At 64.9% G+C, this 20,647-nt stretch carries 23 protein-coding genes; 10 read left to right on the forward strand and 13 right to left on the reverse strand.

Annotated elements, in window-relative coordinates:
- Positions 1–244 precede the first annotated feature (244 nt).
- Both CT676_RS36100 and CT676_RS36105 read left to right on the forward strand, forming a co-directional pair.
- The gene (locus tag CT676_RS36100) at positions 245–787 is read left to right on the forward strand and encodes a tetratricopeptide repeat protein (RefSeq protein WP_135216508.1); all 543 of its coding nucleotides are present in this window, start codon (positions 245–247) and stop codon (positions 785–787) included.
- A 109-nt stretch (positions 788–896) separates the two neighbouring features.
- A complete protein-coding gene (locus CT676_RS36105) occupies positions 897–2,285 on the forward strand; it encodes a serine hydrolase domain-containing protein (RefSeq protein WP_135216509.1) in 1,389 nt (462 codons plus the stop codon).
- Here CT676_RS36105 and CT676_RS36110 read toward each other — a convergent pair.
- Positions 2,272–3,843 carry a peptidase S10 gene (locus CT676_RS36110; protein ID WP_135216510.1) on the reverse strand — a complete coding sequence of 524 codons (1,572 nt, stop codon included), beginning with the start codon at positions 3,841–3,843 and terminating at the stop codon, positions 2,272–2,274. The two genes, CT676_RS36105 and CT676_RS36110, sit on opposite strands and share 14 nt — an antisense overlap.
- A gap of 250 nt (positions 3,844–4,093) precedes the next feature.
- On the opposite strand from CT676_RS36110, the gene CT676_RS36115 reads away from it, so the two are divergent.
- On the forward strand, positions 4,094–4,873 hold the full coding sequence (locus tag CT676_RS36115) for an NAD kinase (RefSeq protein ID WP_135216511.1): 780 nt from the start codon (positions 4,094–4,096) through the stop codon (positions 4,871–4,873).
- A gap of 13 nt (positions 4,874–4,886) precedes the next feature.
- Here CT676_RS36115 and CT676_RS36120 read toward each other — a convergent pair whose 3' ends face one another.
- Genes CT676_RS36120 through CT676_RS36130 form a run of 3 tightly spaced genes read right to left on the reverse strand, consistent with a single transcriptional unit; the run spans position 4,887 to position 6,326 of the window.
- Entirely contained in the window at positions 4,887–5,471 is a 585-nt protein-coding gene (locus CT676_RS36120; RefSeq protein WP_135216512.1) for a hypothetical protein, read from the reverse strand.
- Between the two features lie 34 nt (positions 5,472–5,505).
- Entirely contained in the window at positions 5,506–5,760 is a 255-nt protein-coding gene (locus CT676_RS36125) for a helix-turn-helix transcriptional regulator (RefSeq protein ID WP_135216513.1), read from the reverse strand.
- 2 nt (positions 5,761–5,762) lie between these two features.
- Complete coding sequence (locus CT676_RS36130; RefSeq protein ID WP_135216514.1) at positions 5,763–6,326, reverse strand: DUF2975 domain-containing protein; 564 nt, start codon at positions 6,324–6,326, stop codon at positions 5,763–5,765.
- A gap of 172 nt (positions 6,327–6,498) precedes the next feature.
- Between CT676_RS36130 and CT676_RS36135 the strand changes: the two genes are divergently transcribed.
- Positions 6,499–7,044: a response regulator gene (locus CT676_RS36135; RefSeq protein ID WP_008549760.1), complete on the forward strand. Its 546-nt coding sequence runs from the start codon at positions 6,499–6,501 to the stop codon at positions 7,042–7,044.
- A gap of 31 nt (positions 7,045–7,075) precedes the next feature.
- The gene (locus CT676_RS36140) at positions 7,076–7,654 is read left to right on the forward strand and encodes an Hpt domain-containing protein (protein WP_135216515.1); all 579 of its coding nucleotides are present in this window, start codon (positions 7,076–7,078) and stop codon (positions 7,652–7,654) included.
- 167 nt (positions 7,655–7,821) lie between these two features.
- Here the strand turns inward: CT676_RS36140 and CT676_RS36145 are convergent, their stop codons facing one another.
- The 4 genes from CT676_RS36145 to folE form a co-directional block, all read right to left on the reverse strand.
- Positions 7,822–8,997, reverse strand: coding sequence for a DUF2336 domain-containing protein (locus CT676_RS36145; protein WP_135216516.1), 1,176 nt, complete (start codon positions 8,995–8,997; stop codon positions 7,822–7,824).
- 182 nt (positions 8,998–9,179) lie between these two features.
- On the reverse strand, positions 9,180–10,199 hold the full coding sequence (locus CT676_RS36150) for a lytic transglycosylase domain-containing protein (RefSeq protein ID WP_244623378.1): 1,020 nt from the start codon (positions 10,197–10,199) through the stop codon (positions 9,180–9,182).
- Between the two features lie 139 nt (positions 10,200–10,338).
- Positions 10,339–10,761, reverse strand: coding sequence for a phosphoribosyl-AMP cyclohydrolase (hisI, locus tag CT676_RS36155; RefSeq protein WP_135216518.1), 423 nt, complete (start codon positions 10,759–10,761; stop codon positions 10,339–10,341).
- Between the two features lie 45 nt (positions 10,762–10,806).
- On the reverse strand, positions 10,807–11,499 hold the full coding sequence (folE, locus tag CT676_RS36160; RefSeq protein ID WP_028150233.1) for a GTP cyclohydrolase I FolE: 693 nt from the start codon (positions 11,497–11,499) through the stop codon (positions 10,807–10,809).
- 242 nt (positions 11,500–11,741) lie between these two features.
- On the opposite strand from folE, the gene CT676_RS36165 reads away from it, so the two are divergent.
- On the forward strand, positions 11,742–12,197 hold the full coding sequence (locus CT676_RS36165) for an iron-sulfur cluster assembly scaffold protein (protein WP_014494348.1): 456 nt from the start codon (positions 11,742–11,744) through the stop codon (positions 12,195–12,197).
- Positions 12,198–12,248: 51 nt separating this feature from the next.
- Here the strand turns inward: CT676_RS36165 and CT676_RS36170 are convergent, their stop codons facing one another.
- Positions 12,249–13,145: a hypothetical protein gene (locus CT676_RS36170; RefSeq protein ID WP_167768283.1), complete on the reverse strand. Its 897-nt coding sequence runs from the start codon at positions 13,143–13,145 to the stop codon at positions 12,249–12,251.
- A gap of 248 nt (positions 13,146–13,393) precedes the next feature.
- On the opposite strand from CT676_RS36170, the gene yidD reads away from it, so the two are divergent.
- Positions 13,394–13,732, forward strand: a complete 339-nt coding sequence (gene yidD / locus CT676_RS36175; protein ID WP_063982515.1) for a membrane protein insertion efficiency factor YidD — start codon at positions 13,394–13,396, stop codon at positions 13,730–13,732.
- Between the two features lie 188 nt (positions 13,733–13,920).
- Positions 13,921–14,043, forward strand: coding sequence for a hypothetical protein (locus CT676_RS46140; RefSeq protein ID WP_275552136.1), 123 nt, complete (start codon positions 13,921–13,923; stop codon positions 14,041–14,043).
- A gap of 128 nt (positions 14,044–14,171) precedes the next feature.
- On the opposite strand, the gene CT676_RS36185 is transcribed toward CT676_RS46140, so the two are convergent.
- Complete coding sequence (locus CT676_RS36185; protein WP_135216520.1) at positions 14,172–15,386, reverse strand: hypothetical protein; 1,215 nt, start codon at positions 15,384–15,386, stop codon at positions 14,172–14,174.
- Positions 15,387–15,388: 2 nt separating this feature from the next.
- Positions 15,389–16,753, reverse strand: coding sequence for an APC family permease (locus tag CT676_RS36190; protein WP_135216521.1), 1,365 nt, complete (start codon positions 16,751–16,753; stop codon positions 15,389–15,391).
- A gap of 328 nt (positions 16,754–17,081) precedes the next feature.
- Between CT676_RS36190 and CT676_RS36195 the strand changes: the two genes are divergently transcribed.
- Both CT676_RS36195 and CT676_RS36200 read left to right on the forward strand, forming a co-directional pair.
- Complete coding sequence (locus CT676_RS36195; protein ID WP_071912671.1) at positions 17,082–18,407, forward strand: alpha/beta hydrolase; 1,326 nt, start codon at positions 17,082–17,084, stop codon at positions 18,405–18,407.
- A 168-nt stretch (positions 18,408–18,575) separates the two neighbouring features.
- On the forward strand, positions 18,576–18,902 hold the full coding sequence (locus CT676_RS36200) for a GrlR family regulatory protein (RefSeq protein ID WP_135216522.1): 327 nt from the start codon (positions 18,576–18,578) through the stop codon (positions 18,900–18,902).
- A 60-nt stretch (positions 18,903–18,962) separates the two neighbouring features.
- Here CT676_RS36200 and CT676_RS36205 read toward each other — a convergent pair whose 3' ends face one another.
- Positions 18,963–19,340 carry a hypothetical protein gene (locus CT676_RS36205; RefSeq protein WP_135216523.1) on the reverse strand — a complete coding sequence of 126 codons (378 nt, stop codon included), beginning with the start codon at positions 19,338–19,340 and terminating at the stop codon, positions 18,963–18,965.
- Between the two features lie 91 nt (positions 19,341–19,431).
- Positions 19,432–20,607, reverse strand: coding sequence for an MFS transporter (locus tag CT676_RS36210; RefSeq protein WP_135216524.1), 1,176 nt, complete (start codon positions 20,605–20,607; stop codon positions 19,432–19,434).
- Positions 20,608–20,647 lie beyond the last annotated feature (40 nt).

Here is a 20,647-nt window from a genome sequence, read left to right on the forward strand (position 1 = left end):
CTCCTCTTTGAAGGATCTTGAGGCGGCGCCCTCTCGCCTACTCTTCGATCGTGGGTGGGAGCCTAGGCGGCGTGCACTGAACCCAATCTGAAGCCCGTCGCAGGCTTCTGTTCATCTCGATGACAAGTTTGTCATCTGCGGAGGGGCGAATAGATCGTGCGAAGCGGGAATGTTTTTGCCCGCTGGGTGTTCCGGTCTTTGGGCAATCGTGTAGGATCGCCACGTTCCATACGGGAGAAGATAGATGCGCAAACTTTCCATGCTTCTGGTACCGGGGCTTGTCTCGATGGCGTTGGCCGCCGGACCGATGCTGACCAGCGCCTACGCCGCGGGCAGCGACGAGCCCTCGCCGCCGCCAAAGTCGGACAGCTCGGCCAAGAAGGGGAAGAAGAAGAGCTCCTCCATCAGCGATCCCAAATTCCTCGCGGCCTATCGCGCCGCCTACACCACGATCTACGACGGTCACGACTACACGAGCGCGATCGGCCAGCTGAAGTCGCTCGAGCGCGACGACGTCGCCGACGTCGCCAATTTGATCGGCTACTCCTATCGCAAGCTCGGCGACTACCAGTCGTCCAAGGTCTATTACGAGATCGCGCTGAAGGACGATCCGAACCACGTCCGCACCTGGCAGTATTACGGCCTCTGGCAGCTCGAGCAGGGCAACCGCGAACAGGCGCAGTACCACCTGAACAAGATCGCCTCGCTCGCCGGCACCGACAGCTCCGAGTATCGCTCGCTCGCCGCGGCGCTCGACAAGCCGACCGGCGCGACGCTCGTCTACTGAGACATCGCATCCTCGAACGAAACGAGCGGGCACAACCTCGGGGTTGTGCCCGTTCCGCTTTCTCGGTTAGCCTCTCGCATCAAGTGCTCCCCTCGCAAATTGGTGCGCAATGGATACGTGGCTGCGATCCGCGATCGACTACATCGGCTCCTGGATCGAATTCCAACAGACGACATTCCAGCAGCCCGGCGTCATCGTCGCATTTGCCCATCGCGGCGAAATCGTCGCCGAGCACGCCTTTGGTCTTGCCAATCTCGACACTGGCGAGAAGCTCACCCCGCGCCACCGCTGCCGTATCGCCTCGCACTCGAAGAGCTTTACCTCCGCCGGCATCATGAAGCTGCGCGACCAGCGCAAGCTCCGGCTCGACGACACGGTCGGCCAATATGTCGGCGGCCTGCACCCGCGCGTTGCCGAGACGACGATCGCGCAGGTGCTCTCGCACAGCGCGGGGCTGACGCGCGACGGCGCCGATTCCGGGCAGTTCATCGACAACCGTCCCTATCTCAACGCCAGGGAGTTGCTCGCGGAATTGAAGCTGCCGACCGCGATCGAGCCGGGGACGCGCTTCAAATACTCCAACCACGGCTTTGGCCTGCTCGGCCTCGTCATCGAAGCCGTGTCGAAGGCGCCCTACTCCGCCTGGATCAAGCGCGAGATCATCGAGCCCGCAGGCCTGCGCGAGACTGAGCCGGATGCGCCGCTTCCCAAGGGCGCATCGTTCGCGCGCGGCCACACGCGAAAAGTGCCCTTGGGCGAGCGTTGCGTGATCCCCGGCGACAATCCGACGCACGCGATGGCATCCGCTACGGGCTTCGCCGCCACCGCCGGCGATACGGCCCGCTTCTTCGCGCAGCTTGCGCCCAACGCCAGGAAGAGCGTGCTCTCAGTCGCAAGCCGCCGCGAAATGACCCGGCATCACTGGCGCATCCCGCAGAGTTTCGAGGCCTATTACGGCCTTGGCATCAACGCCGGCAAAACCGACGGCTGGGACTGGTTCGGCCATGGCGGCCATTTTCAGGGTTACATCTCCCGGACCTGCTCCATCCCCGCTTGCGAGCTCGCGATCAGCATCCTCAGCAACTCCATCGACGGCGCGGCGCCGTTCTGGATGGACGGCGCGATGCAGATCCTGCGCGTGTTCAGGACTCGCGGCGCCCCCGACCGCCGCGTGCGCGACTGGAACGGCCGCTGGTGGACGATCTGGGGCGCAACCGATCTCGTCCCCGCGGGCAACCGCGTGCTGGTCGCCAATCCGCAGTTCATCAATCCGTTCATGGATGCCGCCGAGATCGAGGTCACCGGCCGCGACACCGGCAAGCTCGCCTGGGCTGCCGGGTACTCCAGCCACGGCGAGCCGGTGCGCCGCGTCCGTGACGCGCGCGGCAAGGTCAGCGACATCTGGATCGCCGGCGCCAATATCAAGCCGGAGCGTGTCGTGGCACGCGAGATCGCGCGGAGATATCCGCCGCGCAAGCGGCGGCCTACTCTCGGATAAGAGCCTCGACCTCGCTCCGAAACGCCTGCCGCGAGCCGTCGCGCGAATAGAACATGTGGCCACCGGGATAGACGACGAACTTGACCCGCTGCGTGGCGAACGCCGGAAGCTGGTCGAGCACCCGCTTCGATCCGAAATAGGGCGTGGCGAGATCGAATAGGCCGTGCGCGACCAGCACGTTCAGCTTTCCGTCGGTGGCGAGGATCTGGCGCAGCTCCGACACCGACTGGGGCGGGTTGATGCCGCGGCCGAAATCCCAATTGCCCTCGACGGCGCCGTTGAGGACTTCATAGGAGCCATCCGGCCGCCAGTTGAGCTTGCGCGTGAGAACATCGACGGCCGCACTCGTCAGCGGCGCCTGGAGCGCATCGCCCGAGGGATCGCCGAACCGGGAGCTGCTCGAAGCCGGATAGGGATCATAGCCTCGCACCGAGGCGTCGTAGCGCCCCGTCACCTTGCCGTTCTTGCGGTCGAACTCGCGGCGGAATTCACCGACGTCGAAACGGCCGGCGAGCCGGCGGCTCACGGCCTGATCGATCCCGGTAAGCTCGGCGACCTTGTCGGCAAGGCGATTGGTGGCCTCCTTGTCCGCCTCGCCCTTGACGAGGTCGGCCAGGAACTCGCCCCGCGCGTAAGCCTCGACGTCGGCGAGATCGGCGCGCTTGACCGGCCCCTTGGCTTCGCGCGCCACCGCGACATAGCTCGGCAGCGTCGCGACATATTGCAGGAGGCTGGTGCCGGTGAACTCGCGGAAGTCCAGGAGCGGCGACACCAGGATCAATCCCCTGACGCCGACGCCATGCTGGAGCTGCAACTGGCGCACGACCTTCGGCCCGCGAATGCCGCCATAGCTTTCGCCGCCGACATATTTCGGCGAGGTCAGCCGGTCGTGCTTCTCCAGCCAGCGGCGGATCACGAGCGCGATCGAATTGACGTCGCCGTCGACTGAGTAGAAGGACTTGCGCGCGTCCTCGCCGCTGGCAACGAAACGGCTGTAGCCGGTGCTGACGGGATCGATGAAGACGAGATCGGTGAAGTCGAGCCACGTCTCCGCGTTCGGCTTCACATCGGGTGAGGCGGACGGCGACAGGGCTTCGCCATCGAGCGGCAGCCGCCACGGACCCGCAGCGCCGAACTGGAGCCATGCCGAGGACGCGCCGGGACCGCCGTTGAACAGGAACGTCACGGGGCGCGTCGTGCGGTCGGCACCATCGAGCTCATAGGACGTATAGGCGATGTCGGCGAGCGGCTCACCCTTGCCGTCGAACACGCGGATCGAGCCGGCCGTCGCGGTGAAGTCGAGTGCGCGGCCCGGCAGATCGAGCGTCTGCTTCGTGGTCGAATCCGACGGAAGTCGATGCGGCTCGGCGGCGGACGATGAACCCGGTGACGCGCCTGGCGTGTTGCCGCCGCGCCCACCACCCTTCTGTCCCGCTGGGGCCGCCGTCTCGGCGCGCGGCTGCGGCGGATCGTCCGCGCGGGCAAATCCCGCGAGCGCGAAAGTCGACACCGCCAGTACCAGGGTCGCGCGGCGGAGCGCCGGCAAACGCATGACCATGATCGTTCTCCTTGTCCGGCTGCGAGAGCCGGCGAGCATCGCAAGGCTAGCGAGAAATTGCGACGGTTTGGGGGATAGCCGGCCCGGCGGCGCCTGAAGAAGCCGGGCGAGCACAAATCGACCCGGATTTGCCCTGAATCGGGATGGACGCTGTTTGCCTTGAACAGCGGTCCTTCTCGACAATGGAGGCCCAGGTCGTATAGACGAGCCCGGCGGAACTTTCTCCAGCCAGCGGCCCTGCCCGGAAGCCATGACCAAGCCAGCGCGATACAACCGGATCGCCTTTGTCGCGAGCCCAAGCAGCGAGGCGCAAACCGCCTTCGGCCAGCTCACTCGGGACTATGGCAATTGCGACCCGAAAGACGCCGATGTCGTGGTCGCGCTCGGCGGCGACGGACTGATGCTCCAGACGCTGCACCAGAACATGCACTCGGGCAAACCGATCTACGGCATGCACCGCGGCACCGTCGGCTTCCTGATGAACGAGTATTCGACGGTCGACCTTCGCGCCCGTCTCGAGGCGGCGCAGGAATCCGAGATCAACCCGCTCCTGATGCGCGCCACCGACGTCAACGACCGCGTCCACCTGCATCACGCCATCAACGAGGTCGCCCTGTTCCGGCAGACCTTCCAGGCCGCGCGCCTGCGGATCCTGATCGACGAGCGCGAGCGCATGGCTGAGCTGATCGCCGACGGCATCATGGTGGCGACGCCCGCCGGCTCCACCGCCTACAATCTGTCCGCGCAGGGACCGATCCTGCCGATCAACGCCGCGCTGCTGGCGCTGACGCCGATCAGCGCCTTCCGCCCGCGCCGCTGGCGCGGCGCGCTCCTGCCCAATACGGCTTACGTCGTGATCGAGGTGCTGGAGGGCGACAAGCGGCCGGTGGCGGCGGTGGCCGACCATGACGAGGTGCGCGACGTCCGCCGCGTTGAGGTGCTGTCCGACAAGACCATCTCGATGCGCATGCTGTTCGATCCCGGCCATAGCCTGGAAGAGCGCATCCTGCGCGAGCAGTTCGGCTACTGAGCGCCGGCGCGGATCACTGGCCGCAAGACTGAATCGATTCCAGGCCGCCCGCCATGGCGGGATCACCGAGCAGATCGAAATCCCTGACGACGGGAACGAAGCTCTTCGTCTCCGACGTCATCAGATAGATCCTGACAGGCAGCGATCCCTGCGACGCTGCGTTCGCGCGACAGAATTCCTTGGCTGCCACGCCGAGCCCCATCGACCCGCGTTTGCCTTGCTTCCCCTGCTCGACCATCGACGCACGTAGCGCTTCGAAGCGCGCAGCATCGCCCGGCGACAAGCGATAGGCGTAGGTCGAGGAGCCCAGCGGCGGCGCAGGCAGGCCGGCGCGATCTCGCGGGTCGCTCATCTCCATCATGGCGAAGCTCGTCCTGGTCTCGGCCTCGCCGGCCACTTTGGTGACGACGTCGAGCTTGACGCCGCCCGAACGTGGCCGTAGCGCGTCAGGCAACTGCACGGCGACGCGCAGCATCGACAGATCCGTCGTCCTGGCATCGATGCGGGCAAGCGGCGGGATCGATGTCAGCGGCACCGAGCTGCAACCGGCAAGCATGAGCGCAGCCGCGCTCGCAAGAACACGCGCCAGGCGGTTCATCGCAGGCATCTCCAATCTGGACTTGAAGGATTGGCTAGGCTGATTTCCGGCCGGCCCCGCGCGGCTCCAGCGCGTCGTCCGCGTTCTCGGGGACATATTCCAGGATATCGCCGGGCTGGCAGTCGAGCACGGCGCAGATCCGCTCCAGCGTGTCGAAGCGGATGCCGCGCACCTTGCCCGACTTCAGCAGGGAGACGTTCGCCTCCGTGAGCTCGATGCGCGCAGCAAGCTCGCGCGACCTGATCTTGCGCCTGGCGAGCATGACGTCGAGGTTGACGATGATCGGCATGGTCAGATGATCTCGCTGTTCTCGTGCCACATGCGAACGGCATCGGCCATCACGGTCGCGAAGGCGACGAGCGCGAGGCCACTCAGCACCGACAGCACATGCGACTGCTCGATCCCGAACATGACCACGAGCTGGCCCGGCTGGTTGGCCCGCGTCAGGTTGAGCGTGGTGAGCATCTGCACCAGCGGCGATATCAGCGCGTTGACGATCAGCGCGAGACCCATCCGGCGGATGCGCCAGGCGTTGTCAGTCACGAAGACCTCGCCGCGCGCGAAACGGGAGAACAGCATCGAGAGCTGCAACAGAGCGTAGAGGACAGGCGCAAGTCCGATCAGGCTGATCAGGGCGCCGGCGAGGCGCGTACTGAGGTTGAGCGTGAAGGGCCGCGCCCCCAGCGGGGATTGGGTCGCGATCCAGTGCCGGAGCATCTCGTCGCTCGACCAGAGCAGCGGCACCGCAAGCACGGCGCCGGCGACGCACAGGAGCGCGCCGACGGCCACGATCCGTCCGATGCGCCGCAACCGCGGCTCGACCGGCGCAGGAAAAGGAAACGCGACGACGCTCATCGGACTAGCTCCCATCCAATTGTATATTTTTATCGTTTTACAATAAAAAATGGCAGAATTACGATATTAACTTCTCCCCTTCTCACGCACGCCGCGAAATGCCGGCAGCAACCCTTCCTTAACCCCCGCCGCGATATGGTTAACGAAAGTTGACCGCTCCGGCCCAGGCGTCATGTTCCGCATCGATTTCAACAAGCTGCGCTTCCTCGTCTGCGACGACAATCCGCACATGCGCCGCATCCTGCGGACGCTGCTGCACTCCTTCGGCGCGCGCGAGGTTTACGAGGCCGAGGACGGCGCCACCGCGCTGGAAATGTACAGCCATTACGTGCCCGACATCGTCATCACCGACTGGGCGATGCCGATCTTCGACGGGCTCGAGCTCGCGCAGATGATCCGGCAGCCGGAATCCAAGGGCAATCCTTACGCGCCGATCATCATGCTGACCGGTCATTCCGAGAAGCGCCGCGTCACGGTCGCGCGCGATGCCGGCGTCACCGAATTCCTGGCCAAGCCGATCTCCGCCAAGGGCCTTTACCAGCGCATCCTCAACGTCGTCGCCAATCCCCGGCCCTTCATCAAGACCAAGACCTATTTCGGTCCGGACCGGCGCCGCAACACCAACTCCGCCTATATGGGCCCCGAGCGCCGCGTCGGCGAAAAGCACGAGGTGCTCCAGCAACCCTCGCTGCTCGACAAGGCTCGTTCCTCCATCTAGCGCAACGTCTCACGCGATCGGGGCAGACATCATGGCGAAGAACGGCGCAAAGGACATCGAGGTCACGGCCTTCGCCACGCACCAAGTGATCACGCAGCCCAATCCGCTGCGCAAGGTTCTGCGCCGGGTCGAAGAAAAGGACCTGGACGATCCGGTCGCCCGCGCCGAGCAGGCACTCGCGGGCCTGTCCAGTGAGTTCAAGGACTGGATGACGACCGAGGTCAATCGTCTGTCGGCCGCTTATGTCGCTGTTCGCCATGAGGGCTTCACCAAGGAGCGGCGTGACGAGCTGTTCCGCGCCGCGCACGACATCAAGGGCGACGCTGCGACGTTCGGCTATCCGGCGGCGGCGGGAGTTGCGGAGAGCCTGTGCCGCGTCATCGAGCACGCGCCCGATCTCGACAAGGTGCCGGCCGAGCTGTTCACGCACCACATCAACGCCATCCTCGCCATCGTGCATGAAAACACCAAGCTCGACAGCATCAGCGTCTCCGCCGAGCTCAGCCGCCGCCTGCGTAAAGTCGCCGACGACTATCTCGCCCACGTCAACCGCGACCGCCCCGAGCATCTCGAGGTGATTTTGGCACCGAGCATCGTGCCGGCGGAGTAGCGGCTCCCGCTCTAAATTGCGAGCGCAAGTATCGTAGGGTGCGCAAAGCGACTCGTCCGCCGTAGCTCGAAGAGCGAAGGCGGAAGCGTGCCCACCAACTAATATAAGCTGTGCGGATAAATGGTGGGCACGGCGCTACGCGCCTTTGCCCACCCTACGGCGTCTCGTCACGCCGCAATCAGATCGTCATACACCGGATCGAGCGCGTCATCCGCAACGAGCTCGTCGCAGAACAGCCTTGCCTCTTCGCGCGCGGATTCCGTGGCGAAGCGGCGGAGCAGGACCATCAGCGGTTCGGTGGCGCCGCGGTCGGTCTCGCAATGGGTCAGCACGCGCTCGACCATGCGCCGGCGCAGCCGCGCCGCGCCGTCGTCGGTATCGACAAAACCTTGCTCGTGGCAGGCATCGAGCGCGACCTGGAACGCCGCAAAGGTCGCCTCGGGAAGTCCGGCGCGGCGGAGCAGCGCGTGCAGGCTATTGCCGCCACGGTCGTGCAGCAGCGCGCAGACGCGTGCCAGCGGCAGGTCGGCGAGTTCGGCGAGTGCCGCGTCGAACAGATCGAGATTGCTCGACAGCAGCGCGCGCAGGATCAGGCCCGCGGTGAGCTGGCCGGTGACGCGCAGATGATGCACCAGGCCCTGCATGTCCTCGCCGCGCGACCGCGCCGCGATGTTCATGGTGGAGCGATCGCGCACCTCGACCGTGATGCGCTCGGCGCGGTCGACACTCAACCAGTTCCGCGCGACGACGAATTGCGCAAGGGTATCGGAAAGTTTTGCCACCAGCGCGGCGCGCGTTGCGGCCGGCAGATCCTCAAGCACCAGCATCGCCTCGCGGATCGCGGCGAGATGGCCGTGGCGCTCGACGATGCGATTCCAGGAGAACGGCGCGAGTTCGGCGTGGGGATTTTCGATCAGCTCGAGCGCGGCCGCCGCGCAGCCGACTTCGGCGATGGCGGCGCAGACCGACACCGGCAACGCGACGCGGCGGGCGACCGCGCATTGCACCTCGTCATTGCCGGTTGCGACGATGTCGACGAGATCGGCGTCGATCAGCAGCGGCGAATGTTCGAGCACAGGCAGCGCGACGGTCGGCTGGTCCGCCGACAGCGCCCGCACGATCGATGCCGGCGCATCCGTGCTGCGCGCAAAGGCCTCGGCCATCGCCTGCCGCACCAGCGGCGAGGGATCGTCGAGCAGCATCAGGAGCGCACCTTCGGCCGCGATACGGTCGTCATGGGAAAGGTCTGAGATCAGCCAGGCCCGGGCCAATGCCCGCGTTGCCTCGGCCCGCTCGCCGGCGGGCGCCGTCCTGATCCAATTGATGAACTGCCGAACAATCATGTTGCTTCCGGCTTACACAACAAACGAAAACGGTGACGGCTTGTCACCTGCAACACAAAATAAACCACGACGCTTAACAAAGCGTTCACCATAACTGGCTGGTTTTATTGACGTTTTGTTAAGGGAACAAAGCCGCCTGCCACGCGTCCGGGACACGAGAGCAGGTTATTCGCGCGACGACATCAGCTCGAGAACGTACCGCTGCGATCGCTGAAGAGATCGAGCGGTTGCGGCGGACGCACGTCAGGCGTCGCCGATGCGATCGAGGCAAGCGAGGCGTTGTTGCCCCACAATTTCTGCACCGTGGTCGAAACCGGCTGCGTGGTATCGCCGGGCTGATAGATCGAGCGGAATGCGGGCGTGATCGGCGTGTTGTCCGCAGCCGTTGACGACGACGTCGCACTCACCGGCGTAACGCCGCGCGCCTCCGGAAAGGTCTGCAGATAAGCGGCGTTGTCGATGACAGGCGCGGTGGGTTGCACGCCGTTGGCACTTGCGACCTGCGTCGTGGGTGGCGTGTCGCCATACATCGCCATTGCGCTGCGGGTCGTCTTCGAATTCGCCGCGCTGGCGTAGCGCGCATCGAGCACCGAATAGACCTCGGAGACGCTGCGTGCGCGGCCGTCCCTGGCGTAGAAGATCGAGCGGTTGGCGGAGGCCGCGTTCGGGAACAGCCGCGCACCGACCGCTTGCGGATTGTCCTCGGCATTGGCAATCAGCTTTGCGGCGCCGCCGACACCCATGAAATGCGCCATGTAGAGTTCGCTGTCAGACGGCCTGCGGCCGAGCAGGCCGGTCAGCTTGAAACTGTTCGACTGCGTCAGCGCTGCGGCCATGGTGGAGGCGGCTTCCGGATCGTCGCGCAGCTTCATGATCGACCGCTTCATGGCGGGATCATCGACAGCGTAGCTGCCCGACGACGTCCTTGTGATGGCGTCGGAATAGTTGCCATAGCCGAGCTGGGTGCCCGCCTCCTTCACCGTACCGAGCCAGGTCTGGTCGATGAACTGGTAGAGCCCGTGGGCGGATGACGTGGTGGCTTCCGCCGTCGGATCGAAATCCGATTCCATCTTGGCGGTCGTCAGCATGTACTGGAAGCTGACGCCCGTCCGGTTGGAGACCTGCTTGATCGCGCCGGCGACGCGTGCCCGCGACGGATCGAGACCCGTCGTCTGAGAGGCACTGGAATTGTCGACCGACATGATGGAGTGCCCGCCCCGTGCGGCGTTGAGCGACGCCGGCAATTCGGCGCCTGTCGTCTCACCGTGGGACAGGTATGGTTAATGCGGGGTTAATCTGCCCCTCCCCGTTATTGCGGCCCGAATTCGGGGTGACGGCCGGCTATTTCTTGTAGACGGCGTCCGGATCGAACAACCTGTCCGCATCAATGAAGACCAGCTTGGCGCCGCCGCCCTCGGCCTCGACCTTGCGGTAAAAGCAGGACCGGCGGCCGGTGTGGCAGGCCGCGCCGATCTGCTCGACACGGATCCAGACCGCGTCCTGGTCGCAATCGGTGCGGATCTCGACCACGCGCTGGGTCTGACCCGACGTCTCACCTTTTCGCCACAAGGCATTGCGCGATCGGCTGAAGTACCAGGCCTCGCCGGTCGCAATCGTCTTGCGCAGCGCCTCGTCGTTCATGTACGCGACCATGAGCACGTCACCGGTGGCGACGTCGGTCGCCACGCAGATCACGAGGCCGGCGGCGTCGAACTTCGGCAGGAAAGCGAGGCCTTCCTCGATCTCATGGGAGTGAGCGGACACGGGCGTCCTCGCTAGAGCATGACGCGAACATAGACCTTCGCGAGGTCAGCGCGTCGTGCCTCGCACCAGGGACAGGAAACGAGCTTGCTCCGCCGGATTGTCGCGGAACATGCCTGTGAAGCGGCTGGTGAAGGTCGAGGCACCATGCTTGGCAACGCCGCGCACCGACATGCAGGTATGCTCGGCCTCGATCAGCACGGCCACGCCGCGGGGCTTGAGGATCTCGTCGATAGCCGCCGCGATCTGCGCCGTCATGTGCTCCTGGGTCTGGAGCCTGCGGGCGAAGATGTCGGTCAGGCGCGCAAGCTTCGACAGGCCGACGACGCGTTCCACCGGTGTATAGGCGATGTGCGCCTTGCCGTAGAACGGCATCATGTGATGCTCGCACTGCGAGGTGAACTCGATGTCGCGCACCAGCACGAAGTCGTCATAGCCGGCCGTCTCGCCGAAGGTGCGGTCGAGCACCTCGGCCGGGCACTGGTGGTAGCCCTGATAGAGCTCGTCGAAGGCCTCGACCACACGGCGCGGCGTGTCGAGCAAGCCTTCGCGCGCGGTGTTCTCGCCGATATAGGCGAGCAGCGTCTTCACCGCCGCTTCCGCCTCTGCGCGCGCCGGGCGCGGCTGGTCGGCGCGGACGGCGGCCGCGAGGAATTCGGCAGGGTCAAGCTCAGCCGGGCGGCTCTCGGGCTGGCGGTCGGAGGGCTTGCCCGGGCGGATGGATTTGATCGCAGCGTCCATGTCTACTCCGTTCGACGGCCTCGCGGCCGGAGTGTCACCGGCAGACGGGGCGGCAAGCCGCCAGACGCCTGAAGAGAACAGTTTTGACGAAAAAGGCCCTTTGGGTCATCACGCTGGCAGCGCAGATCTGGACCGCTGCCGCCGCACCGCTGGACTGTTTTTCCGCCAGTTCCGCCCCTATATAGGACGGTGGGCGGCGCCCGCCAAGGCCGATCCGGTGCGGAAGTGTTGGACTCCATCACATGCTGAACGACATCTATAACAAGCGGATCATCGAACTGGCCGGGAATATTCCACGCCTCGGGCGGCTGCCGGACCCCGACGCCACCGCCACCGCCCACTCCAAATTGTGCGGCTCGACCGTGAAGATCGACCTCAAGATGGAGGGCGACAAGGTCACCGACTTCGCCCATGACGTGAAGGCCTGTGCCCTCGGACAAGCCTCTTCATCCATCATGGCAAGTCGCGTCGTCGGCTCGACCGCGAGCGAACTCCGCGAGTTACGCGAAACCGTTCGCAAGATGCTCAAGGAGAACGGCGCGCCTCCTGAAGGCAAATGGGAAGAGATCAAGTTCCTCGAGCCGGTCCGCGACTACAAGGCGCGACACGCCTCGACCCTCCTGACCTTCGATGCCGTGGTCGATGCCATCGGCCAGATCGAGGCGAAAGCCAAGCAGCCGGCCGCGGCGCAGGGCTGATTTGGTCGAGGTCGTTCCGGCGCGCGCGCCGGCATGACGATCAGGGAAATCCTACTTTTGCGAGCCTGCGCTTTGCGCTGCACCGGTCGGCACCAAGGCTTCCGCCGTCTTGGTCGATTTGACGGGCTGCGGTTCCGCTTCCGCGCCGAACCTCGCCTGCGTCTTCGGCGCAAGTTCCGCCACCGCGGGCGCCGCGACGTCCACATGCGGCAGCACGTCGGCCACCAGATTGGTGGTCACGAGATTGGTGAGCTTCAGCTCGCCAGCATCCAGCTCGTGCAGATCTTCCCACGGCGGCACGCTGAGCGCGAGCGAGAGCAGGTCGCCGGCGCCGCCCATATCGAACGTGTATTTGGCGAGCCGGCCGATGTCGCGCTCCACGATCATCAGGTCCTGCGCGCTGTAGCTCGCCGCCTTGGCATCGTCGGCACGATCGCCCATCCAGATCTGGTGGACCCGGACATGAGCGGCTTCCGGCACGTAGCGCTTCTTGCCGGCCAGCAGCAGGAACACGCACATGGATTCGCAATAGGCTTCGGGCGCAACCGCCGGACGGGCCGACTGCCCGCTGCGATTCTGAACGCTGATGCCGACGGTGGTCGAAAGTCCGAGATTGCGGAAGCGCCGGCCGAGCGTGATCGCGTCGTTGACGGAACCGCCGCTGGAGTCGAGCACCACGGTCGTGCCGCCAAGCTGGCGTCCGCGCGAAAACTCCTCGAAATCCCTCGGCGTATCGGCGGTGATGATGCCGACCGCGCTGACCCAGCCGCGGCAGTTCGGGTCGCAGGCGACCCAGTTGAACTTCATCGGCAGCTTGCGCTCTTCGAGGGCGGCACCGGCATGAGCCGTTGTGCCGGTCGTGGCGACAGCTCCGAAGAGCGCGGCGCCAAGCGCGGCTGCCCCAAGCAACAACCAGCCGCGACGGTCGAGGGAGTTCAGAAGTCTCAATCTGGTTCCTTCCCCAAGCCCCAAAGGTTCCCCAACAGTCCTCGGTAGCGCCCTCTGAGTCCATCATACGGGCGTATGTTTCTACACACGGTCGTCATAAAAATGGTATCCGGGGGAATACAGATCGTCCACAGGTACTTGCTGCACTGCTCCCAAAAAGCACGGGAAATATGGCGCAGAAACAACAACTTGCGGTTCCCTGCGCCGGAACCGCGCAATACCTCGCTCACGATCGCAGCACAGCGCTCATGAAGCATTCAACCTGCGAGCACTGTTCCACTCCCATCGAGGGCGCGCTCCGGCTCCCGCGCCGATTCGGCCGCGCACTGATCTGGCTCTACCGCCACACGCTCTCGCCGCTGGTCGGCTACAATTGCCGGCACCTGCCGACGTGCTCGGTCTATGGCGACGAGGCGATCGAACGGTTCGGGCTGTGGGCCGGCGGCTGGATGACGCTCGCGCGATTGCTTCGCTGCAATCCTTTCGGCACATCGGGAATCGACAACGTGCCCCTCAGCGCACCGCAAGGCGCGCGCTGGTATCTGCCCTGGCGCTATGGCAGGTGGCGCGGCGTCAACGCATCCTGAATAGGACCCCGAACGCCGCGGCGCTTCGCGCATCGCTGCCTTGAATGGAACCGGAACTTCACCCTCGCGTTGTTGTGATGCTCCCACGGGAGGAAACAAGAATGCGCTGGAAAATCAGCCCACATTTTCACTTCAGGCTTGGTCCACATCCTGGTTCCAGAAGGCATCACGACCCAAGAACCCTCGACATGATTGCCATCATTGCGCTGCTGACGCTCGTGCTCGGCTCCGGCTGGTATCTGGCGACGAGCCTTGCCACGGCGCCGAGCACCACGGCCTTCATCGTGCCGAGCCAGAGCGTGCACTGGTAGGCTGGACGTTAGAGATCTAGCACCAACCGATCTACACCGGGTTTGGCGACATATCATCAGATGGCGTTCGCGTTCGTACGGCTGGTTGTCATCGCCCGGAGCGCGTGACACCCGCCTCAACAGGCAACCTAACGAAACCAGAAAAAGCGCCCGGGCGGTGGCGGGATCGACTCGGGCGGACGCAGCCGCTTCGGACGCGGCGGCTTTGGCGACGGCTCGGCGGACGAGGTGGTCTCCGCAGCCGGCGCCGTCTCGCTTCCCGGCACCCTCACCGACAGCAGCAAGTTCGATTCATGCGTCCGCCAGCGATAGCCGACGCCGAAATCGATCGGCTGGGCGCGCGTGAACAGTTCAGCGTAGCGCTCCTGGTAGCGGCCGGGGAATTCGTCGATCGGTCCGAGATAGCGGCCGAACGGGAAGAACCGCCACTGTTGCGCATTGTAGTTCGCAAGCGGAATGCCGGAATCGTCCTGGATGATGGTCGCGCTGTTGGCCAGCAGCCAGTTGCGAGCGACGGAGAAGTCGCCCTTGTGCAGGAGATAGGACGCGCTCTTGAGCAGGCTATTGCCGGGCCCGAGCGTCTCGCAGAATTTCAGAAATCCCGTGTTGCGCGCGCTGGCATTGGAGAGATCGGTCGAGAAATAGTACAGCGTGCGCGCCTCGCCGTCGCTTCCGGCAAAGGTGATGCGGACACCGCGCGTCGCGTTCCGTCCCGGATTGTCGCCTCCCGTATGCACCCCGCCCTTGTCGTCGAGCGCGATCATCTCGACATTGCGGATGGTCTTGCCGGAGCGCGCGAGGAAGACATAGAGGATCGGCAACGTGCCGTTGACCTGGTTGGCGTGCAGGTCGACCTTCATGTGCTTGGTGATGAAGAAGGAGAAGCTCAGGATCGAGCCGAGCGAACGCTCGACATTGTAGAGCGCGGCACCGACCGAGCCGCGCGGCAGCCGCGTCAGGTCAGGCACCGCGCCGACCGGCTCCAGCGCGCCGAGCACGTAGGTGCTGGCCTTGGAGTAGAACGCATCGGCGTAGAGGAAGTCGGGGCCGCTGAACAAATAGAACATGGTCGGCCGGGGCGCGGCCAGATTGACGTCGGCCCAATTGCGGATCTTCGAGAGCTGCCGCTGCTCGAGCTGGGCGAAGGCGCCGTCGAAGAATTTTGCGTGGCGCTGCCAGCCCGGGTCTTTGGTGAGCGTCACCAGCGGCGAGTCCGGCGAAGGCTGCATGCCCGCGAGAAAGCGCGCGGTATCATCGAAGGTGACGTCGGCGGCACGTGCAGACGAGACGGCCGCGGCCAGCAGGGCAAGAGCGACGGCCGCAATTCTCATGGGTCGAAACATGTCTATTCGCGGTGTGATGACGTACCAGCGGCGGCCGGCCGCCTGCGGAAAACAGCATAGATCACTAGACCCGAGAGCATGAGCAGCATCCCCGCCAGCGACTGCACCGGCCGCTCGGTCAACAGGTAGTACATCATGAACGCGGTCACGAGCAGGAAAACGAGCGGCGTGAACGGGTATCCCCAGGCGCGATAGGGCCGCGGCAGGTCGGGATCGGTGATGCGCAGCTTGACGACGCCGGCGACCGTGAAGAACGAACAGAACAACAGCGCGAACTGGATGAAGTCGAGCACCGCCTCGAAGCTGCGCGTGAACAACAGCAGATTGGCGACGGCAAGCTGAAACAGGATGGCATAGGCCGGCGCGCCGCTCACCGATCGCTTCGAGAACACGCGCAGGGCCGGAATGTCCTCGCCCATCGTCATCATCACGCGCGGGCCGATCCACATCATCGCGCTGATCGAGGAGATCAGGCCGACGCAGATCATCGCACCGACGATCCGGCCGCCGAGGCTGCCGAAGATCGCGCTGCCCGCGACGCTGGCAACGTCGAGCTGGCCGGCCAGCGCACTGACCGGCGTCGAGTAGAGAAACACCGCATTCAGCGCGACGTACAGGACGAGCACGATCAGCGTGCCCGCGAGCAGCGCGCGCGGCAGATCGCGTTGCGGCATGTTCATCTCGCCGATGATGTAGGTCGCGGCATTCCAGCCCGAGAACGAGTACATCACGAAGACGAGGCCGATCGCGAAGGGCGCGCTGACGATATGCGCGAGATCACCCGGCTGTGGCGTGAAGACAATCGGCTGCGGCGTGCCGATGACGAAGCCGGCGAGCAGGAAGGCGACGATCAGCACGACCTTGAGGATGGTCGAGATCAGCTGGAAGGTCGATGAGTGCCTGACGCCGGTCAATTGCACGATCGAGACCAGCCACACCACGCCGATGGCGAGCGGGATCGGCGGCAGATCGGGAACGACCGATTTCGCGTATTCGCCGAACGCCATCGCCGCAAGCGCGACAGGCGCTGCGAAGCCAACTGTCGCCGAGACCCAGCCGGCGAGAAAGCCGAAGGCGGGATGATAGGCGCGGCTGAGGAAATTGTACTCGCCGCTCGAGCGCGGAAACATGGCGCCGAGCTCGCTGTAGGAGAACACCCCGCACAGCGCGACGATGCCGCCGACGGTCCAAAGCAACAGGATCGAGAAGCCGGACGGGATGTCCTTGACCTGGAAGCCGAGGCTGGTGAAGACGCCGACCCCGATCATGTCGGCAACGACGATGGCGGTTGCGACCAGAACGGAGACCCCCGGCCCGCCCGTCAGCCGGCCGGTCCAAGGTGCGGGTCCCACATCTGATGCCCTCATCAGGGTCCTCAACCTCAGGCGTCACGTGTCGTTGGGAGCATCGTGCAGTCCGGTCCAGTCAATTCAAGCAGGGTTAACAAGGGTTAAATGTGGCGCGTGGAATCGGTATCACGGCACCTTTTGTACGCGATCCTGGGCAATAAAGCCCCGCCAACGCCGGAGAATCCCGTTTCGCACCCCACAATCAGGACACGATTGCATGGTCCCCTTGAGCATTCCGGATTTGGGGAAGTTTCTCCGGACACTTAACGTCGCCTAAACGCCAGTCGGCTCAATTAGCTTGAATATTGCCGCTGGGCTTGTGGACATGACTTGGGGTCATGGGTGGATGGTCGGGGCCGCTCCGAAATTGAGAGCTGACATTCGTGCTGATCGGACGCTGTCCGGCGCGCGCAGTGGTGCGCGCCGGATCGCGCTGGTCTCAGCCTTGGTGCCGCTGTCGCTCACGCTGGTTCAATGCGGCAGGGCCCCCAACCCGGCGGCGCTCGCGGCGAACTCGCAGGCCAACGTCCAAATCGTCGCGAAGACCAATCCTCAGGTCGCAAGCAGCGACACGTTCGAGGATCGCTTCCCCGCCCCGCAATTCAAGGAGCGCTTCCCGTCGGCGAGCGAGAGTCTTCTGCAACGGCAGATGTCGGACTTCTCGCCCAAACGCGCCGTCCAGCAGCAGCCTCAGCCGGAGCAGGCGCCGTACAAGGTCGCCTCACTCGCACCGCAAATCCCCTACCAGCGTCCGGCACGTGAAGACCTGACAACGCTCGTCAGCATGAAATCGTCGGCCTTCCCCTATTTCGGCAACAACCCCGCCTCCGACGCGCCGTTCCTCAACATCTCCAAGGGCGATCGCCGCGGCCACCGCAGCTATTCCGGGCGTGTCTACTGGCAGGACGAGACCTACAGCGACAGCCGCGTGCTGATGCACGTGCCCGAGCATTTCGACGTGCGCAAGCCCGGCGTGATCGTGGTGTTCTTCCACGGCAACGGCGCAACGCTGGAGCGCGACGTGCGCGACCGCCAACTCGTACCGCAGCAGGTCACCGATTCCGGCGCCAACGCCATCCTGCTGGCGCCGCAGATGGCGGTCGATGCCGCCGATTCCAGCGCCGGCAAGTTCTGGCAGGCGGGCGGCCTCAAGCGCTTCATGGAAGAGTCGGCGGCCCATCTGGCCCGGCTCACCGGCGATCCCAACAACGCCCGCGCCTTCGCCAACATGCCGATCGTGATCGTCGGCTACAGCGGCGGCTTCCTGCCGACGGCCTGGAGCCTCGAGGTCGGCGGCATCAGCGACCGCGTCCGCGGCGTCGTCCTGCTCGATGCCGTCTACGGCGAAATGGACAAGTTCGCCTCCTGGATCGAGAGCCACCGCTCCGGCTTCTTCGTCAGCTCCTACACCCGCTACACCGCGCGGCGCGACCGCGAACTGATGAGCATGTTGCGGCAAAAGGGCATCAGCGTCTCCGAGGACATGGACGGGCCACTCCGTCCCGGTAGCGTGGTGTTCGTCGAAACCGGCGACGGCATCACGCATCGTGATTATGTGACGCGCGCCTGGACCCGGGACCCGCTCAAGGACGTGCTGGTGAAGATGTCGGCGACGCCGTCGTTGGCGCTGACGCGCGTTGCGTCCACCAATCCAGCCGCATCGAGCCGCTAGCCTGTATTGCGCGCGCCGGCATTTGGCCGCGCTGTCCGCAATTGCCGCAGGCTTTGATCAAAATGTGATGTTGATGGCCGACATCCCCGGGAGCCACCGGATTGCTTCCGCTGGCCACGATCATAATTTGCCGGCCAAGTTTTAGCTTGAATTCTGCGGGGACAGACGGTGCGTCAGGGACTGTATAAGGTCGACTTCCACACGGTTCATGGAACCGGCTGCGGCGTCGTCTATGTGACGGATGGCAAGATGCGCGGCGGCAATTCCGCCTTCGCTTTCATCGGGACCTACGTCGGGGAAGGCGACAGCATCAAGGTCAAGATTTCGACCCAGCGCTACAACGACGATCCGTCCTTCAAGCCGCTGTTCGGGCACGACAGGATCACGCTGACGCTGGCCGGCCGTGAGGACGGCGACACGGCGGAAATCGAAGGCACCGCGCTGCAGGTGCCGGGCGTTGCCTTCAGGGCCGTGCTCAGCCGGATCAGCGACTAGCCGTCCGGCTTCCAGACCTCGGCTCTTGATCTTCAGGTATTGATGGTCAGGTCTTGATGTTCAGGTCTTGGGCAGCTTCGGAATGCTCTCGGCGAAGCCGTTGAAGCAGGCCAGCCGCTCGTCCTCTTCGTTGAAGAAGCGGCAATCGGCGTAACCCTTGGCCTTCGCCGGTTTCGGCTTCGGCTGCGGCGCGATCACGGCGTCGTAGCAGTTGAGGCGGTCCTTGGTGCCGTCATCGAGGTCGAGGCAGGCCTGGAGCCGTGCCGCGATCGACTGCGGTTTGCCCTTCGGCGCCGCGGCCGGCTTGGCCGCGGCCTCTTTGGTCCCCTTGGGCGTGACCTGCACCAGCGGCTTGTCCCCCACCATGGGTGGCTTGTCGGTTTGTGCAAACGCGGAGGCTGAATAGAGCACCGCGGCAACCGCCAGAATCATCCTCATGTCAGTCAACTCTCTTTGGTCCCCATGCCTCGCCTTCTAGCGCTCCCGCGCGTGGTTTGCCAAGCACCTTGCGCATAGGAAAACGCACCCTTCAGGCCGTGGTGGCAGCAGCCGGCCGGGGCCGGGTCAGGACCACGAGGATCAGCGCCAGGACGACGAAGCCGACCGCGACGAAGCCAAGCGGATGCAGCAGTTCGCGCGCGAACAGCAGCCCGCCGATGGCGGAGCCGACGGCCTGGCCGATATAGAGCACGGAGGTGTTGAGCGCGACGGTCGCCGATGCGAGCGGCGGCGCAGCCGCGACCAGCCGCACCTGCTGCATCGAATTGGTCGAGGCAAAGCCGAGGCCCCAGATCGCGACCGCGAGCGCCATCAACACCAGGCTCCCCGCGCCGAGCGCCCAGCCGGTGATGCCTGCAAGCAGCAGGCAGGTGAACAGCAACGAGGTTCGGTAGGGTCCCCAGGTGTCAACGATGCGGGTCGCGATGACGACGCCGAGGAAGCCGCAAACTCCGTAGATGCCGAACACCATGCCGATTGCATCCGGGCTCGCCTCGGTCAGCTTCTTGAGCAGCGGACCCATGAAGGTGAACACCACGAACTGCCCGGACATTTGCAGCATCGTGATCGCAAGCAGTAGCAGGATCGTCCTGCTGCGGCCGACCGCGCTCCACGTCTTCAAGTCCACCGGCGCGCCCTTCAGGCCCACCGGCAGGCGCAACAGCAACAACAGGAAGCTGATGCAGCCGAGCGCGCCGATCCCGCCATAGGCCGCGCGCCAGCCGTAGCGGCTGGCGATGAAAGTAATCAGCGGGAGACCGACGGCCGCAGCTAACGACCAGCCGAGAAAGATGTAGGCGATGGTGCTGCCCCGCCGCTTCACCGGCACGATCAGCGCCGCCGTGCCCGCAGCCTGCGGCGTGTAGAGCGCGCCGACCGCCAGCATCAGCAGGCGAATGATGAGGAGACTTGTGTAGTCAGGGGCAAATGCCGAGGCGAGATTGCCAAGGGCGAGCACCGCAAGCGTGGTCGCAAGCAGCGTCCGCCGCTCGATGCGGCTGGTCAGCCACGCCGTCAGCGGCGAGCCGATGCACAGCGTAATCGCGCCGAAGGTGATCAGGAGCCCCGCGGCATGGATGGTGATACCGAGCCCGGTCGACAATTCCGGCAGCATGCCCGCCGGCGCCAGCACCGAGCAACCGGTGACGAGATTGCCGAGCATCAGGGCGGTTGGCGTGAAACGGGCAGCGGCAGGCGAATTTTCCATGCAAATGCATGTACAGCGGGCCTGCGGCCATTGAAAGGGT

This window comes from Bradyrhizobium sp. MOS001 (assembly GCF_004634465.1).
In the GTDB taxonomy this organism is placed as follows: Bacteria; Pseudomonadota; Alphaproteobacteria; order Rhizobiales; family Xanthobacteraceae; genus Bradyrhizobium; species Bradyrhizobium barranii.

Coding starts and splice junctions, on each gene's coding strand:
- CT676_RS36205 (WP_135216523.1), bottom strand. CDS start 19,340: ATGAGGATGATTCTGGCGGTTGCCGCGGTGCTCTATTCAGCCTCCGCG.
- folE (WP_028150233.1), bottom strand. CDS start 11,499: ATGGACGCTGCGATCAAATCCATCCGCCCGGGCAAGCCCTCCGACCGC.
- CT676_RS36110 (WP_135216510.1), bottom strand. CDS start 3,843: ATGGTCATGCGTTTGCCGGCGCTCCGCCGCGCGACCCTGGTACTGGCG.
- CT676_RS36190 (WP_135216521.1), bottom strand. CDS start 16,753: ATGAGGGCATCAGATGTGGGACCCGCACCTTGGACCGGCCGGCTGACG.
- yidD (WP_063982515.1), top strand. CDS start 13,394: ATGAAGCATTCAACCTGCGAGCACTGTTCCACTCCCATCGAGGGCGCG.
- CT676_RS36210 (WP_135216524.1), bottom strand. CDS start 20,607: ATGGAAAATTCGCCTGCCGCTGCCCGTTTCACGCCAACCGCCCTGATG.
- CT676_RS36195 (WP_071912671.1), top strand. CDS start 17,082: ATGGTCGGGGCCGCTCCGAAATTGAGAGCTGACATTCGTGCTGATCGG.
- CT676_RS36140 (WP_135216515.1), top strand. CDS start 7,076: ATGGCGAAGAACGGCGCAAAGGACATCGAGGTCACGGCCTTCGCCACG.
- CT676_RS36105 (WP_135216509.1), top strand. CDS start 897: ATGGATACGTGGCTGCGATCCGCGATCGACTACATCGGCTCCTGGATC.
- CT676_RS36185 (WP_135216520.1), bottom strand. CDS start 15,386: ATGTTTCGACCCATGAGAATTGCGGCCGTCGCTCTTGCCCTGCTGGCC.
- CT676_RS36115 (WP_135216511.1), top strand. CDS start 4,094: ATGACCAAGCCAGCGCGATACAACCGGATCGCCTTTGTCGCGAGCCCA.
- CT676_RS36135 (WP_008549760.1), top strand. CDS start 6,499: ATGTTCCGCATCGATTTCAACAAGCTGCGCTTCCTCGTCTGCGACGAC.
- CT676_RS36130 (WP_135216514.1), bottom strand. CDS start 6,326: ATGAGCGTCGTCGCGTTTCCTTTTCCTGCGCCGGTCGAGCCGCGGTTG.
- CT676_RS36165 (WP_014494348.1), top strand. CDS start 11,742: ATGCTGAACGACATCTATAACAAGCGGATCATCGAACTGGCCGGGAAT.
- CT676_RS36150 (WP_244623378.1), bottom strand. CDS start 10,199: ATGTCGGTCGACAATTCCAGTGCCTCTCAGACGACGGGTCTCGATCCG.
- CT676_RS36125 (WP_135216513.1), bottom strand. CDS start 5,760: ATGCCGATCATCGTCAACCTCGACGTCATGCTCGCCAGGCGCAAGATC.
- CT676_RS36120 (WP_135216512.1), bottom strand. CDS start 5,471: ATGAACCGCCTGGCGCGTGTTCTTGCGAGCGCGGCTGCGCTCATGCTT.
- CT676_RS36100 (WP_135216508.1), top strand. CDS start 245: ATGCGCAAACTTTCCATGCTTCTGGTACCGGGGCTTGTCTCGATGGCG.
- CT676_RS46140 (WP_275552136.1), top strand. CDS start 13,921: ATGATTGCCATCATTGCGCTGCTGACGCTCGTGCTCGGCTCCGGCTGG.
- CT676_RS36145 (WP_135216516.1), bottom strand. CDS start 8,997: ATGATTGTTCGGCAGTTCATCAATTGGATCAGGACGGCGCCCGCCGGC.